This window comes from Paenibacillus sp. FSL E2-0151, from assembly GCF_037993015.1.
GTDB classification, from domain to species: Bacteria; Bacillota; Bacilli; order Paenibacillales; family Paenibacillaceae; genus Paenibacillus; species Paenibacillus amylolyticus.
The window spans coordinates 1-17,003 of sequence record NZ_CP150308.1; the positions used below are offsets into that span (position 1 = coordinate 1).

Below are 17,003 nucleotides of genomic sequence, written 5' to 3' on the forward strand. Positions count from 1 at the left end.
GTGGACAGCCATACTTCTGATTTATGGCAGCAAATTTTATCAATCATACAAAACAAACTCAGCAAACCCAGCTTTGACACCTGGTTCAAAGCAACCAAAGCCACCAAGCTGAATGACCGTTCAATCGTCATTTCCGCACCAACCACGTTTGCCGTCGAATGGCTGGAGAGCCGTTACACCAAATTGGTTGGCTCGACGGTATACGAGTTGCTTGGCAAGCAAGTCGATGTGAAATTTGTCATCGAAGAGAACAAGCCTGCTGAACCGGACCCGCAACTGCCGGCTCCAACGCCTACAGTTGTACAGGAAGAAGCCGTACTCAGCATGCTGAATCCGAAATATACGTTCGATACATTTGTCATCGGGCCGGGCAACCGTTTTGCCCATGCCGCATCGCTGGCGGTCGCTGAAGCGCCCGCCAAAGCTTACAATCCTCTCTTTCTGTATGGAGGAGTAGGTCTCGGTAAAACTCACTTGATGCATGCGATCGGACATTATGTTCTGGAGCATGATCCGGGCAGCAAAGTCGTTTATTTGTCGTCTGAGAAATTCACGAACGAATTCATTAACTCGATCCGTGACAACCGCGGGGAGAGCTTCCGTAACAAATACCGGAGCGTCGACATTTTGCTCATTGATGATATTCAGTTCTTGGCGGGAAAAGAATCAACACAAGAGGAATTTTTCCATACGTTTAATGCGCTGCATGAGGAACGGAAGCAGATTATCATCTCCAGCGACAGACCACCGAAGGAAATTCCGACATTGGAAGAACGGCTTCGTTCTCGCTTTGAATGGGGGTTAATCACGGATATCCAGCCTCCAGATTTGGAGACAAGGATCGCAATTTTGCGGAAAAAGGCACGTGCGGAAAACCTGGATATTCCGAATGAAGCGATGATGTACATTGCCAACCAGATTGACACCAACATCCGTGAACTGGAGGGCGCCCTGATTCGGGTCGTTGCTTATTCTTCACTGACTAATCAAGATGTAACCACTCATCTGGCAGCTGAAGCACTGAAGGATATTATTCCTTCCAGTCGTCCCAAAATGATCACTATTCATGACATCCAACAAAAGGTCGGCGAGTATTATAGCCTTAAGCTTGAAGATTTCAAAGCACGGAAACGGACCAAGGCAGTTGCTTTTCCAAGACAGATTGCCATGTATCTCTCTCGTGAACTGACAGACTTTTCTCTGCCCAAAATTGGGGAAGCATTCGGAGGACGAGATCACACCACTGTCATACATGCTCACGAAAAAATCTCCCAAGCGATTAAAAACGATCAGGATCTCTATAAAGTTATCAACAACTTAACCGAAAAAATAAAGAATCCAACCTGAACAAGTCCCAAGCCTATGCACAACGTATACACATGTGGATAGGCTTGGGTGTACGGGTTTATACCCACTTATCCACATATTCAGTGCCCCTATTACTATTATTACTAAAAAGATCTTAAAGATATCATCTCCAAAATAGCCATTTCGGAGCTTAGCCTTCGGCCTTTGAAAAACACCTTTTAACACCCCAACACCCAAAAAAACAGCTAGGAGTGAAACCATGAAAATCAGCATAATGAAAAACTACTTAAACGATTCCATACAGCAAGTATCCAAAGCGATCTCGAGCCGTACGACGATTCCGATTCTGAGCGGTATCAAATTCGACGTGAATCATCAAGGTGTAACGTTGACAGCAAGTGACACCGATATATCCATTCAATCCTTCATCCCGCTTGAAGATGGAGATAAAAGCGTAGTTCAGGTAGATCAACCCGGCAGTGTAGTTTTGCCAGCCAAGTTTTTTGTGGAGATCATCAAAAAGCTGCCATCACAGGAAGTGCACATGGAAGTCAAAGAGAACTTCAACACCTTTATCTCCGCAGGTGCTACCGAAATTCAACTGGTAGGTCTGGATCCGGAAGAATTCCCGGTACTGCCAAGCATCGAAGAAAACCAAACCGTCTCCATTCCAGGAGATTTGCTGAAAAATATGATCAAACAAACGGTCTTCTCCATTTCCACACATGAGACTACTCCAATCCTGACAGGTGTACTCTGGAGTTTGGGTGACAACGAATTGAAATTTGTGGCAACAGACCGTCACCGTCTTGCTACTCGATCAGCAATGCTGGATAATGCAGAGGGTATCCGCTTCAACAACGTAGTCATTTCCGGTAAAACGCTGAACGAGCTCAGCAAAATTGTTCCGGATCAAAATACCCTTGTGGATATCGTTGTTGCAGATAACCAGGTCCTGTTCAAAATCGACCGTGTATTGTTCTACTCCCGTATTTTGGACGGAACATATCCGGATACTTCTAGAATTATTCCAACGTCATACAAAACAGAACTTGTTTTAGATACAAAAAAATTAAGTGAATCCATTGACCGGGCTTATTTGCTGTCGCGTGAAGAGAAAACAAACATCGTGCGTATGCAAACGATGGATTCGGGATCCGTTGAAATTTCTTCAAGCTCTTCCGAGCTAGGTAAAGTAAGAGAAGAAATCGAACCTGCCGAGTTTACAGGAGATCCGTTAAAAATCTCGTTCAACTCCAAATACATGCTGGATGTGCTGAAAGTTGTTGAAAGTGAGCAACTGATGATCGCTTTTACAGGAGTCATGAGTCCAATCATCTTGAAACCGCTGGATGACAGTCACAGCCTTTACGTGATATTGCCATATCGGACGACCAACTAACGAAAGGAAGATCATAGTGAACCAAGTTACGATTCGTACGGAATATATTAAGCTTGATCAATTTTTGAAACTGGCTGATTGCATCCCAACTGGAGGTATGGCCAAAGCTCTGCTTCAGGAAGGACTTGTACGTGTGAATAAAGAGCCTGAGGAACGCCGGGGACGTAAGTTATACCCTGGGGATATCGTTGAAGTGGACGGAGAAGGCACATTCGAAGTTGCTGCAGAATAAGAAGACCAGTTCGATCCTGCTGCCTCCTGACGGACGGGATAAAAGGGAGGTTACCGCGTGTTTGTGAACAGCATTGATCTGCAGAATTTCCGCAATTATGAACATCTGAGACTGGATTCTTTTGGTCCCGTAAACTTGTTGATCGGGCAAAATGCCCAAGGCAAGACCAATCTTGCAGAGGCGATTTTTGTACTTGCACTCACCAAGAGCCACCGTACATCCCGTGACAAGGAGTTAATCCGTTTCGGTGAGGAACGTGCCAGACTTGCAGCAGAGGTCGACAAAAAGTACGGATCGGTCAAGCTTGAACTATCTTTGTCGCAACAAGGCAAAAAAGCAAAGATTAACGGCCTGGAGCAGCGCAAGTTAAGTGATTTTGTCGGAGCGCTCAATGTTGTGATGTTTGCGCCGGAGGATCTGGAGATTGTAAAAGGCACACCGGGGGTCCGCCGCCGGTTTCTTGACATGGAGATTGGACAGGTTGCACCAGGTTACCTGTATCACCTGCAGCAATACCAAAAAGTGCTCGTCCAACGAAACAATTTGCTTAAGCAGTTATGGGGAAAAGGGGCATCGGCCCAGACCATGCTTGAGGTGTGGAACGAACAACTGGTCGAGCATGGTGTTAAAATCGTCAAAAAAAGGAAACAATTCATAAAGAAACTACAAAAGTGGGCAGAAACGATTCATCAGGGGATCACCGGAGGCGGAGAAGTCTTGCGGCTGGCCTACCTTCCTTCCTTCAGCGAAGCCGCTGAGGAAGATGAAGCTGTCTTAATGGACCAATTTATGATAAAATTATCACAAATGAAAGAGCAGGAGATTCGCCGAGGCACAACCCTTAGTGGGCCACATCGGGATGACCTGTCCTTTTTCATTAACGATCGGGAAGTACAAACATATGGCTCGCAGGGGCAGCAGCGCACAACGGCGTTGTCCCTTAAACTTGCGGAAATTGAACTGATTCATGAAGAAATCGGAGAATATCCAGTTCTGTTGCTGGATGATGTTCTGTCCGAGCTGGACCCTTTTCGCCAGACGCAGCTGATCGAAACGTTCCAGAGCAAGGTGCAAACCTTTATTACAGCTACGGGGATCGAGAGCCTGAACGTTGACAAGCTCAAAGATGCCAGTATTTATCACGTTCATGCCGGACAGGTTGAACGCTAAGGAGTGAGGGGCTTATGTACATTCATCTGGGCGGTGAGAAGATCATCCGTTCTTCCGAATTGGTCGCTATTTTTGATATATCGATTGAAAAATCCTCAAAGATCTCCAAGCAGTATGTCACGCATGCCGAGCAGGAAAAAACAGTGGAACACATCGGCGAAGAGGAAGCCAAGTCCATTGTGGTGACCAAAAACATTGTGTACTACTCGCCTATTTCCTCAGCCACGCTGAAAAAGCGGGCTCACATTTTTCCGGATCTCTAGCGTTGTGTGGCATAAAATTAGTTAACGCATATTTACGATATTGAATCTATAGAAGTAGGTGAAAGGCATGTCTATGAATCAACCGTCATATGATGCGAATGAAATTCAGGTCCTTGAAGGATTGGAAGCCGTACGGAAGCGTCCGGGCATGTATATCGGTTCCACCAGTTCCAAGGGCCTGCATCATCTGGTCTGGGAAGTAGTGGACAACAGTATTGACGAAGCGCTTGCAGGTTACTGCGACCACATTGAGGTCAGTATCCATGAAGACAATAGCGTGACTGTAGTCGATAACGGACGGGGTATTCCTGTCGGCGAACATACCAAAATGAAACGTCCTGCACTTGAGGTAGTTATGACTGTCCTCCATGCAGGGGGAAAATTTGGCGGCGGCGGATATAAAGTATCCGGTGGTTTGCATGGTGTTGGTGTGTCCGTTGTGAATGCACTCTCTGAAAAAGTGGTTGTAACGGTTAAACGTGAGGGACATATCTATCAACAGGAATATCGCCGTGGAGCTCCACAGTATGACCTGAAAGTGATCGGTACAACCGACGAAACAGGAACAACGGTTAGATTCCATCCAGATCCTGAAATTTTCACGGAAACAAGAGTGTTCGAATATGACATCTTGCTTGCCCGGATTCGTGAGCTGGCATTCCTGAACAAGGGCATCGGTCTTACATTGACGGATGAGCGTACAGGTGCAACCAACTCGTTCATGTACGAAGGCGGCATTATCGAATACGTCTCCTACCTGAACCAGAAGCGCGAAGTCCTGCATGAAAATCCAATTTACGTCGAAGGTTCCAGAGATAACATTCAGGTGGAAGTTGCCCTGCAATACAATGACAACTACACCGAGAATATCTATTCCTTCGCGAACAATATCAACACGCATGAGGGCGGAACGCACGAATCAGGTTTCAAGAGTGCCCTTACACGGATCATCAACGACTATGCTCGTAAGGCGGGTGTAATCAAGGACAGCACGGGGAACCTTTCCGGAGATGACGTGCGTGAAGGCTTGACAGCTATTATTTCGGTCAAGATTCCGGAACCGCAATTTGAAGGACAGACAAAGACCAAGCTGGGCAACAGCGAAGTGCGTGGGATTGTCGAATCCTTGTTTGCCGAGAAGCTGCAGGAGTTCCTGGAAGAGAATCCTTCCGTATCCCGTCGCATTTTGGAAAAAGGTCTGCAAGCAGCACGTGCGCGTGAAGCTGCCCGTAAAGCCCGTGAACTGACACGTCGTAAAGGTGCACTCGAAGTGAGCTCACTTCCAGGTAAACTGGCAGACTGTTCATCCAAGGATGCTTCAATCAGCGAATTGTACATCGTCGAAGGTGACTCTGCAGGCGGATCAGCAAAGCAAGGTCGGGATCGTCATTTCCAAGCGATTTTGCCACTGCGTGGTAAGATTTTGAACGTGGAAAAAGCTCGTCTCGACCGGATATTGGGTAATGCGGAGATTAGAGCAATTATTACGGCAATGGGTACGGGTATTGGTGATGACTTCGATATTGCCAAAGCACGCTATCACAAAATCATTTTGATGACCGATGCCGACGTTGATGGTGCTCATATCCGAACACTATTGCTGACATTCCTGTATCGGTACATGCGTAAAATCATTGAGGCAGGTTATGTATATATTGCACAACCGCCATTGTTCAAGATTGAGCGTAACAAAGTGATTCGTTATGCCGGTTCCGAGAGAGAGCGCGATGAAATTATTGCAACGCTCGGCGAAAATGCGAAATTCAACGTTCAGCGTTACAAAGGTCTTGGCGAGATGAATGCCGGACAATTGTGGGAAACGACGATGGATCCGGAGAGCCGGACCATGATGCAAGTATCGATTAATGATGCCATACTTGCTGATACCATGTTTGACACCCTGATGGGGGATAACGTTGAACCGCGTCGTGACTTTATCCAGGAAAATGCAAAATACGTGAAAAACCTCGACATTTAACATATTCGAAGAGGCGCCTGAGAGGGCGCCTTTTTTATATTAGGGAAGGTATGGAACAGGGAAGGCGTATACTTAGATCTCCATATCCCTTTGTTATCTGCGTACACGTTTTTTGGCAGATGAAGCCTGTGCTTTAGGGGATGGCCGGGAGCTCTTACCCTTTTTGGAGGGCAAACGACCGTACGCAATCGCATAACGTTTGATCTTCCGGTACGCCTCCTTGTCCGGTAATAAGCCAAAGGCATAAATGCCTGGCAGTGTGTTGACTTCAAGAATCCAGGGACGCCCTGCTTCGTCTAGCGCAATATCAATACCAATCTCTTTGAGTCTTGGAAATGATGTTTGCAATTGCACAGCGGTATGAATACCTAAGCGGTACAGCTCAGTGCGAAGTTTTTTGAAGCCATCCTGGTGAAGATGGGGGAGTACGAGTTCTTCAAACGTGGCCAATCGCCCACCACCATGAATGTTAGTGATGATTTTGCCCGGGGCAGCAATACGTCCCAGAACACCTGTTGTTTCCCAGTTGTGTTGCAGATTTTTCTGAGTTAACACACGCAAGTCAAAAGGCAAATTTTCATGCTTCATCAGCGAGATTCCCTGTTGAATGATATATTCACGTTCCTGAATACGATCATTCAGTGCTCGTTCGAGTTCGTCCAGGGAATGAAATGATCTCTCCTCTGTACCGTATTGGAGATGATATGTTGTTGTGAGATAGGTAGCTCTGGAGATAACAGCACTTGCTTCGGGTTCATCAGCCAGGTTTCGATCATTGGTTTCTTCCGAAACCTCTGCATCTGTGGTGGAATCTTCGGAATTAACAACAGGTTCGTATAAACGGGTTGTTCTCACCCGCATAACGCCATTACCGTAAGTGCCACGGTCCGGTTTGATATAGTTGGACTCAAATAATTCAGTCATTCGTTCCAGAGTTTGACGGCTATATTTTCGGGTCACTGGGATATATTCATTCACAATGCGACTGCGTTGTAACACGGCTGTTTTGGCCCATTTGCTGGAGACGCGTTGGATACCCAAGATTCATCAGTCCTTTCATGTTTTGTTCAGTTCTAAAGAGGGACCAGACACGGAGAAATCAAAGGACAAGAGACGATTTCAGTGGTATAATAGAGAAATATGGCGTTTTGTGCGATGAGCTGCACAATTTGCAGTTTGATCGTAGGACGGGAATGGCTTTAGCCTCGGTAGGCACAGTACATATGCCGTTTTTCTAGCATTGTATGTGCAATTGGGGAGGAAGGCAGGGCGTATCCCCAGACACGCAGAAGTTCCCAGAAGAAAGGCTATTGCCCAGCGGACGTTTAATTGTGTAACTTTTGTGAAAGTAATATAATAAAGAGTAGCGTTCTTGCGCGGTTTTAGCCTTGTTAGGCTTTTCACATATAATCAACTTTTTTGCATGACGGAATGGAACGTTTGTTGAAGGACAAGAAGGAGGTCCAGCATGGCGGAAGAAATGAACTCTCAGATTACAGATCGGGATATAGGCGTCGAGATGCGTGAATCGTTTATGGATTATGCGATGAGCATCATCGTTAGCCGTGCCTTACCTGACGTGCGTGATGGATTGAAGCCGGTTCACCGGCGTATTCTGTACGCGATGTCAGAGCTCGGCATGACACCCGATAAACCACATAAAAAATCAGCCAGAATCGTCGGCGAAGTTATCGGTAAGTATCACCCACACGGTGACTCTGCTGTTTACGAGACGATGGTACGGATGGCACAGGATTTCTCCCTGCGTTATATGCATGTAGATGGACACGGTAACTTTGGATCTGTCGATGGTGATATGGCAGCAGCCATGCGTTATACCGAAGCACGTTTGTCCAAGATTGCTATGGAAATGCTCAGAGATATCAACAAGGATACGATTGATTTCCAACCAAACTATGACGGTGAAGAACATGAGCCAATCGTTCTGCCTGCTCGTTTTCCTAACTTGCTTGTCAATGGGGTCGGCGGGATCGCGGTAGGTATGGCTACCAATATTCCTCCTCATAACCTGGGTGAGGTCATTGATGGTGTACAGGCCATGATTCAAAATCCGGACATTACATCCATGGAACTCATGGATTACATTCAAGGACCAGACTTCCCTACGTCCGGCTACATTTTGGGCCGTTCAGGCATTCGCCAGGCGTATCAGACCGGACGTGGTTCAGTAACGATGCGGGCTAAAACCAACATCGAAGAGAACAACAACAAGGCGCGAATTATCGTTACAGAGTTGCCTTATCAGGTAAACAAGGCGAGACTTGTTGAGAAAATCGCCGAGTTGGTACGTGATAAAAAGATTGATGGTATTACTGACCTTCGTGATGAGTCTGACCGTAATGGTATGCGGGTTGTAATTGAACTTCGCAGAGACGTGAATCCGGGGGTTGTCCTGAACAACCTGTACAAACATACATCGATGCAATCCACTTTCGGGATTAACATGCTTGCGATTGTTAATAAAGAACCTAAAATTCTGAACTTGCGTGAAGTGTTGTATCACTATCTGCAGCATCAGATTGAGGTTATTCGCAGACGTACGCAGTTTGAACTGAAAAAGGCTGAAGCTCGTGCACACATTCTAGAAGGTTTACGTATTGCGTTGGATCATATCGACGAGATTATTACGTTGATTCGTTCATCCAGTAATGCGGATGCAGCAAGAGAAGGTTTGATTGAGCGCTTCTCACTCAGTCATGATCAGGCTCAAGCTATTCTCGATATGCGTTTGCAACGCCTCACAGGTCTGGAACGCGAACGTATTGAAAATGAATATAACGAACTGATGGTCAAAATCAGAGAGTATCGCGAAATTCTGGCCAATGAGCATCTGGTGCTTGAGATTATCAGTACGGAGCTGCAAGAGATCCGCGACCGCTTCAGCGATGATCGTCGTACAGAGATCACTGTAGGCGAAGAGAGCATTCTGGATGAGGACCTGATTCCACGTGAAGAGGTTATCATTACGATTACTCATACAGGCTACGTGAAACGTCTGCCGGTATCCACATACCGCAGCCAGAAACGAGGTGGACGTGGGGTCGTGGGTATGGATACAAAAGATACCGACTTTGTCGAGCATCTGTTTGTGACCAACTCCCACAATTACCTCATGTTCTTCACTGACAAAGGTAAAGTGTACCGTCTCAAAGCTTACGAGATTCCAGAGCTTGGACGTACCGCTCGGGGAACGCCGATTATCAACCTGATCCAGATCGAGCAGGGCGAATCGGTCAATGCCGTAATTCCGGTCCAGGAATTCGAAAGTGACAGATATTTGTTCTTTGCTACCCGCCAAGGGGTTGTGAAGAAGACGCCACTTGAGGATTACACCAATATCCGCAAAGGCGGCTTGATCGGTATTTCCTTACGTGATGATGACGTTCTGATCGATGTTAAGCTGACCGATGGATTGCAAGAGATCATCATGGGTACAGCTCACGGAATGTCTATTCGATTCTCGGAAGGTAATGTACGTTCCATGGGACGTAGCGCAACCGGGGTCAAAGGGATTACATTGGATGAACAGGATGCTGTTATCGGCATGGATGTAGTTGATAAAGAGCTTGATGTTCTGATCGTTACAGCCAAAGGTTATGGTAAACGTACACCTGTCAATGATTATCGGATGCAGACTCGTGGCGGTAAAGGGATCAAGACTATTAATGTCACAGAGAAGAACGGCTCAGTAGTCAGTCTCAAAATGGTTAAAACCGAAGAGGATCTGATGATTATCACGTCCAGCGGTACGTTGATCCGGATGAGCATGGAAGGCATATCCACTATGGGTCGATACACGCAGGGTGTGAAGCTGATTCATATTCGTGACGAGGATTCAGTAGCTACAGTCAGCCGAATTGACAAAAATGAAGAGGAACCAGACGATGAGTCACTTGAAGGCTTGGAAGGCGAGGAGTCCCAAGCTCCGGAAGTAAGCTTGGAAGAAGGCACCGTTTCTGACGCTGAGGTTAATGAAGTTGAGGGCGACGACGATTCCGGTTCGGAAGCATAAAATAGAATTTTATAAAGACTGATCTCTTTGAGATTGGAAGAAGATTGCGAGGGCTCCCACCGGGAGCCCTTTTGTTTGTATAAAGGAATCTCTTCTTTTATTCTTCCGATTCTGGGATGTACAGCCTGATTCCTGAGTAATATAATGGAAAATATCATGAAAAACCGGGACTATGGTCTTGTTTGTATTAACATAGAAGAACGATGAGTGAGGGGAATACACATGGGATTAATCACCCTGTCAGAAGTCAAACCAGGACTCAAACTTGGGAGTGATGTGCAAACACTTCGCGGCAACGTTCTGCTTCAGAAGGGAAAAGTCATTTTACCCAAGGATATGGAAGTGCTCAGAGCCTTTATGATTCAACAGGTAGATATTGAACAAGAAAGAACGGTGTCGAGTAGTACAGGAACCAAAGGTGCATCTGTGTCCGCAGGAAGTTCTACGAATGACAACAATGGTGAACGGGCAGGGAAGACAGGGAACGTCACCACATCTCCTGTAGTAACGTCTTTGCAGGATGAGTATGAGAAGATGGTCGGACTAACGAAAAATGCTTTCCTGTCCTCTCTGGCGGCTGAATTACCGGTCTATGAGTTACGTACACAGTTGGAGGCTGTGTTTGCACATCTCAAACAATATAATGTGCTTACCTTCAGTCCACGAGTAATGCAAGAACATGATTATGTATATCACCATGCCGTACTGAGTGCGATCACATCCTATCAACTGGCTCAATGGATCGATCTCCCCTCCAAGGATTGGATGCAAGTGGCTTTTGCAGGCTTGTTCCATGATATTGGTAACAACAAGGTAGATCCGCAGATACTCCATAAACCATCCACATTGACGGCTACAGAGCAGGAAGAGATTCGTCAGCATACGAAATATGGTTATCAGATCCTTAAACAGGCAAAGGCCATTAATGAGGGAGCCAGACTTGCAGCTTTACAGCATCATGAAAAAGTGGATGGTTCAGGCTACCCGTTGCAGCTTAGTGGGACGCAGATTCATATTTATGCCAAGATTGTAGCTATCGCTGATATTTTCCACGCCATGACGCTGGAGAAGATCTACCGCAAGGCACAATCACCATACCTAGTCCTAGAACAGATCCAAAGTGAGGCATTTGGGAAATTGGACCCTGCAATCGTAAGTGTATTTGTTCAACGGTCGACCCAGATCCATAATGGCATCCGAGTAAAACTCAGCAATAACCAGATTGGAGAGATCGTATTCTCTGATCGAGATCATCCTACACGGCCTATGGTGTCAGTAGAAGGAAACATCATTAACCTGATGCAGCAACGGCAGCTTCACATCCAAGAGGTTATCGGATAACAATAGATATTAAAGTAAATTGATGAGAGGGTCTTTCTTTTATAGAGAGGCCTTTTACGTGAGATAAATGTAGAAATGTAGAAAAACCAGAACGATTATATAATTACTTAAAAAAAGACTTGCATTCAATATCTGTACATGGTATATTCTAATTCCGGCCAAGAAAACACAGTTTACACGGTGCGGCAAGCGAATGAAATAAGCTTCAAAAGAAACTTAAAAAAAAGAGCTTGCAAAGTTGGTTCGGATGTGATAAGATATAAAAGTTGCTGAAGAGAACAACATTCGGTAACAAAATAAGTTTGATCTTTGAAAACTGAACAACGAGTGAGTAAACATTCTGCTTGCAGAATGAACGCGAAAGTTTGAGACAAGCCTTGGCTTGGATCGACTGGAGCACAAATGAGATTTTTAATCTCGTCAGATTCAAAATGAGCTTATCGCTCTTTTCAATACTTTATTGGAGAGTTTGATCCTGGCTCAGGACGAACGCTGGCGGCATGCCTAATACATGCAAGTCGAGCGGACTTGAAGAGAAGCTTGCTTCTCGGATGGTTAGCGGCGGACGGGTGAGTAACACGTAGGCAACCTGCCCTCAAGTTTGGGACAACTACCGGAAACGGTAGCTAATACCGAATAATTGTTTTCTTCGCCTGAAGGGAACTGGAAAGACGGAGCAATCTGTCACTTGGGGATGGGCCTGCGGCGCATTAGCTAGTTGGTGAGGTAACGGCTCACCAAGGCGACGATGCGTAGCCGACCTGAGAGGGTGATCGGCCACACTGGGACTGAGACACGGCCCAGACTCCTACGGGAGGCAGCAGTAGGGAATCTTCCGCAATGGGCGAAAGCCTGACGGAGCAATGCCGCGTGAGTGATGAAGGTTTTCGGATCGTAAAGCTCTGTTGCCAGGGAAGAACGCTTGGGAGAGTAACTGCTCTCAAGGTGACGGTACCTGAGAAGAAAGCCCCGGCTAACTACGTGCCAGCAGCCGCGGTAATACGTAGGGGGCAAGCGTTGTCCGGAATTATTGGGCGTAAAGCGCGCGCAGGCGGTCATTTAAGTCTGGTGTTTAATCCCGGGGCTCAACCCCGGATCGCACTGGAAACTGGGTGACTTGAGTGCAGAAGAGGAGAGTGGAATTCCACGTGTAGCGGTGAAATGCGTAGATATGTGGAGGAACACCAGTGGCGAAGGCGACTCTCTGGGCTGTAACTGACGCTGAGGCGCGAAAGCGTGGGGAGCAAACAGGATTAGATACCCTGGTAGTCCACGCCGTAAACGATGAGTGCTAGGTGTTAGGGGTTTCGATACCCTTGGTGCCGAAGTTAACACATTAAGCACTCCGCCTGGGGAGTACGGTCGCAAGACTGAAACTCAAAGGAATTGACGGGGACCCGCACAAGCAGTGGAGTATGTGGTTTAATTCGAAGCAACGCGAAGAACCTTACCAGGTCTTGACATCCCTCTGATCGATGCAGAGATGTATCTTTCCTTCGGGACAGAGGAGACAGGTGGTGCATGGTTGTCGTCAGCTCGTGTCGTGAGATGTTGGGTTAAGTCCCGCAACGAGCGCAACCCTTATATTTAGTTGCCAGCACTTCGGGTGGGCACTCTAGATAGACTGCCGGTGACAAACCGGAGGAAGGTGGGGATGACGTCAAATCATCATGCCCCTTATGACCTGGGCTACACACGTACTACAATGGCCGGTACAACGGGCTGCGAAATCGCGAGATGGAGCCAATCCCAACAAAGCCGGTCTCAGTTCGGATTGCAGGCTGCAACTCGCCTGCATGAAGTCGGAATTGCTAGTAATCGCGGATCAGCATGCCGCGGTGAATACGTTCCCGGGTCTTGTACACACCGCCCGTCACACCACGAGAGTTTATAACACCCGAAGTCGGTGGGGTAACCGCAAGGAGCCAGCCGCCGAAGGTGGGATAGATGATTGGGGTGAAGTCGTAACAAGGTAGCCGTATCGGAAGGTGCGGCTGGATCACCTCCTTTCTATGGAGAATCGTTTCCTGCAACGGAAACATTCAAATAAGCAGCTTAGCTGCAAAACACTCACTCGTTGTTCGGTTTTGAGAGCTCAAACTCTCAAAACAGCTTGCTTTTGCATGGAGCTTGTTCTTTGAAAACTAGATATCGAAACGAAACAAACGCGAATTAGAACATTCCTTTTTAGCTGAACTTGTGTTAAACAAGTTTCAATAAAAACGGTAGATTGCACGTACGATGGTATCGAATGGGAGCGACTTTTGGCTTTGCGCAAGCAAAACAAGGGAAGCGAGCAGTCGAAACCGGAGCACGAGGTTAAGCTACTAAGAGCACACGGAGGATGCCTAGGCGCTAGGAGCCGATGAAGGACGTGGCGAACAACGAAACTGCCTCGGGGAGCTGTAAGCAAGCTTTGATCCGGGGGTGTCCGAATGGGGAAACCCAGCTGGGGTAATTTCCAGTTACTCATAACTGAATACATAGGTTATGCAGAGGCATACCAGGGGAACTGAAACATCTAAGTACCCTGAGGAAGAGAAAACAATAGTGATTCCGTCAGTAGCGGCGAGCGAACGCGGAGAAGCCCAAACCAAAGAGCTTGCTCTTTGGGGTTGTGGGACGTCTCACATGGAGTTACAAAGGAACCGGTTAAGCGAAGAGGTCTGGAAAGGCCCGCCAAAGAAGGTAAAAGCCCTGTAGTTGAAAGTTGGTTCCCTCCGAGACGGATCCCGAGTAGTGCGGGGCACGTGAAACCCCGTATGAATCCGGCAGGACCATCTGCCAAGGCTAAATACTTCCTAGCGACCGATAGTGAAGCAGTACCGTGAGGGAAAGGTGAAAAGCACCCCGGAAGGGGAGTGAAATAGAACCTGAAACCGTGTGCTTACAAAAAGTCAGAGCCCGTTTTAGGGGTGATGGCGTGCCTTTTGTAGAATGAACCGGCGAGTTACGTTCCCGTGCAAGGTTAAGGTGAAGAGCCGGAGCCGCAGCGAAAGCGAGTCTGAATAGGGCGATTTAGTACGTGGACGTAGACCCGAAACCGGGTGATCTACCCCTGTCCAGGGTGAAGGTGCGGTAACACGCACTGGAGGCCCGAACCCACGCATGTTGAAAAATGCGGGGATGAGGTGGGGGTAGCGGAGAAATTCCAATCGAACTCGGAGATAGCTGGTTCTCCCCGAAATAGCTTTAGGGCTAGCCTCGGAAAACAGAGTCGTGGAGGTAGAGCACTGATTGGGTGCGGGGCCCGCAAGGGTTACCAAGCTCAGTCAAACTCCGAATGCCATAGACTTACTTCCGGGAGTCAGACAGTGAGTGCTAAGATCCATTGTCAAAAGGGAAACAGCCCAGACCATCAGCTAAGGTCCCCAAGTGTGTGTTAAGTGGGAAAGGATGTGGAGTTGCACAGACAACCAGGATGTTGGCTTAGAAGCAGCCATCATTGAAAGAGTGCGTAATAGCTCACTGGTCGAGTGACTCTGCGCCGAAAATGTAACGGGGCTAAACACACCACCGAAGCTATGGCTTGATGCTTTGCATCAGGGGTAGGGGAGCGTTGTATAAGGGTTGAAGGTGTACCGTAAGGAGCGCTGGACATTATACAAGTGAGAATGCCGGTATGAGTAACGAAAAGATCAGTGAGAATCTGATCCGCCGAAAGCCTAAGGGTTCCTGAGGAAGGCTCGTCCGCTCAGGGTAAGTCGGGACCTAAGGCGAGGCCGAAAGGCGTAGTCGAAGGACAACAGGTCGAAATTCCTGTACCACCGTAAGCCGTTATGAGCAATGGGGGGACGCAGTAGGGTAGTGACGCGGACTGATGGATGTCCGTCTAAGCAGTGAGGCTGATGTGTAGGCAAATCCGCACATTGTAAGGCTAAGCTGTGATGGGGAGCGAAAATTATAGTAGCGAAGGTCATGATCTCACACTGCCAAGAAAAGCCTCTAGCCAGGTGATGGTGCCCGTACCGCAAACCGACACAGGTAGGCGAGAAGAGTATTCTAAGGCGCGCGGAAGAACTCTCGTTAAGGAACTCGGCAAAATGACCCCGTAACTTCGGGAGAAGGGGTGCCCCGGTAGTGTGAATAGCACGAGGGGGCCGCAGTGAAAAGGCCCAAGCGACTGTTTAGCAAAAACACAGGTCTGTGCGAAGCCGTAAGGCGAAGTATACGGGCTGACGCCTGCCCGGTGCTGGAAGGTTAAGGGGAGTGGTTAGGAGCAATCCGAAGCTGTGAACCGAAGCCCCAGTAAACGGCGGCCGTAACTATAACGGTCCTAAGGTAGCGAAATTCCTTGTCAGGTAAATTCTGACCCGCACGAATGGCGTAACGACTTGGGCGCTGTCTCAACGAGAGATCCGGTGAAATTTTAATACCTGTGAAGATGCAGGTTACCCGCGACAAGACGGAAAGACCCCATGGAGCTTTACTGCAGCTTGATATTGAATTTGGGTACGATCTGTACAGGATAGGTGGGAGCCTTTGAAACGTGAGCGCCAGCTTGCGTGGAGGCAACGTTGGGATACCACCCTGATCGTATCTAGGTTCTAACCTGGTACCGTAATCCGGTGCGGGGACAGTGTCAGGTGGGCAGTTTGACTGGGGCGGTCGCCTCCTAAAGAGTAACGGAGGCGCCCAAAGGTTCCCTCAGAATGGTTGGAAATCATTCGAAGAGTGCAAAGGCATAAGGGAGCTTGACTGCGAGACCTACAAGTCGAGCAGGGACGAAAGTCGGGCTTAGTGATCCGGTGGTACCGCATGGAAGGGCCATCGCTCAACGGATAAAAGCTACCCTGGGGATAACAGGCTTATCTCCCCCAAGAGTCCACATCGACGGGGAGGTTTGGCACCTCGATGTCGGCTCATCGCATCCTGGGGCTGAAGTAGGTCCCAAGGGTTGGGCTGTTCGCCCATTAAAGCGGTACGCGAGCTGGGTTCAGAACGTCGTGAGACAGTTCGGTCCCTATCTGTCGTGGGCGTAGGAAATTTGAGAGGAGCTGTCCTTAGTACGAGAGGACCGGGATGGACGTACCGCTGGTGTACCAGTTGTTCCGCCAGGAGCACCGCTGGGTAGCTATGTACGGACGGGATAAACGCTGAAAGCATCTAAGCGTGAAGCCCCCCTCAAGATGAGATTTCCCAGTATGTAAGACCCCTTGAAGACGACGAGGTAGATAGGCTGGGGGTGGAAGTGCAGCAATGCATGGAGCTGACCAGTACTAATCGGTCGAGGGCTTATCCAATAGCAAGTGATAATTCGCATGTTTCGTTTCGAA

Annotated in this window: 9 protein-coding genes and 2 rRNA genes; 10 read left to right on the plus strand and 1 reads right to left on the minus strand. The window is 47.8% G+C overall.

Annotated elements, in window-relative coordinates; translation table 11 throughout:
• The 6 genes from dnaA to gyrB all read left to right on the plus strand — a co-directional run bounded on the left by dnaA (position 1) and on the right by gyrB (position 6,353).
• The gene (gene dnaA, locus MHI55_RS00005) at positions 1-1,347 is read left to right on the plus strand and encodes a chromosomal replication initiator protein DnaA (RefSeq protein ID WP_036611990.1); all 1,347 of its coding nucleotides are present in this window, start codon (positions 1-3) and stop codon (positions 1,345-1,347) included.
• Between the two features lie 220 nt (positions 1,348-1,567).
• The gene (gene dnaN, locus MHI55_RS00010; RefSeq protein WP_017691408.1) at positions 1,568-2,710 is read left to right on the plus strand and encodes a DNA polymerase III subunit beta; all 1,143 of its coding nucleotides are present in this window, start codon (positions 1,568-1,570) and stop codon (positions 2,708-2,710) included.
• Between the two features lie 16 nt (positions 2,711-2,726).
• On the plus strand, positions 2,727-2,942 hold the full coding sequence (gene yaaA, locus MHI55_RS00015; RefSeq protein WP_036611994.1) for a S4 domain-containing protein YaaA: 216 nt from the start codon (positions 2,727-2,729) through the stop codon (positions 2,940-2,942).
• A 57-nt stretch (positions 2,943-2,999) separates the two neighbouring features.
• Positions 3,000-4,112, plus strand: coding sequence for a DNA replication/repair protein RecF (recF, locus tag MHI55_RS00020; protein ID WP_017691406.1), 1,113 nt, complete (start codon positions 3,000-3,002; stop codon positions 4,110-4,112).
• A 14-nt stretch (positions 4,113-4,126) separates the two neighbouring features.
• The gene (locus MHI55_RS00025) at positions 4,127-4,375 is read left to right on the plus strand and encodes an extracellular matrix/biofilm biosynthesis regulator RemA family protein (RefSeq protein ID WP_017691405.1); all 249 of its coding nucleotides are present in this window, start codon (positions 4,127-4,129) and stop codon (positions 4,373-4,375) included.
• A 67-nt stretch (positions 4,376-4,442) separates the two neighbouring features.
• Positions 4,443-6,353, plus strand: a complete 1,911-nt coding sequence (gene gyrB / locus MHI55_RS00030; RefSeq protein ID WP_036611997.1) for a DNA topoisomerase (ATP-hydrolyzing) subunit B — start codon at positions 4,443-4,445, stop codon at positions 6,351-6,353.
• 93 nt (positions 6,354-6,446) lie between these two features.
• Here gyrB and MHI55_RS00035 read toward each other — a convergent pair whose 3' ends face one another.
• Positions 6,447-7,394 carry a YheC/YheD family protein gene (locus tag MHI55_RS00035; RefSeq protein WP_338707443.1) on the minus strand — a complete coding sequence of 316 codons (948 nt, stop codon included), beginning with the start codon at positions 7,392-7,394 and terminating at the stop codon, positions 6,447-6,449.
• A 427-nt stretch (positions 7,395-7,821) separates the two neighbouring features.
• Here MHI55_RS00035 and gyrA point away from each other — a divergent pair, with 427 nt between their 5' ends.
• The 4 genes from gyrA (at position 7,822) to MHI55_RS00055 (ending at position 16,970) form a co-directional block, all read left to right on the plus strand.
• The gene (gene gyrA, locus MHI55_RS00040; RefSeq protein WP_076329292.1) at positions 7,822-10,386 is read left to right on the plus strand and encodes a DNA gyrase subunit A; all 2,565 of its coding nucleotides are present in this window, start codon (positions 7,822-7,824) and stop codon (positions 10,384-10,386) included.
• 222 nt (positions 10,387-10,608) lie between these two features.
• Positions 10,609-11,727, plus strand: a complete 1,119-nt coding sequence (locus tag MHI55_RS00045) for an HD-GYP domain-containing protein (protein ID WP_340388254.1) — start codon at positions 10,609-10,611, stop codon at positions 11,725-11,727.
• Between the two features lie 457 nt (positions 11,728-12,184).
• Positions 12,185-13,737, plus strand: a 16S ribosomal RNA gene (locus MHI55_RS00050).
• Between the two features lie 307 nt (positions 13,738-14,044).
• Positions 14,045-16,970: ribosomal RNA gene (locus MHI55_RS00055) — 23S ribosomal RNA — on the plus strand.
• Together the 16S and 23S rRNA genes form the textbook arrangement of a ribosomal RNA operon.
• Positions 16,971-17,003 lie beyond the last annotated feature (33 nt).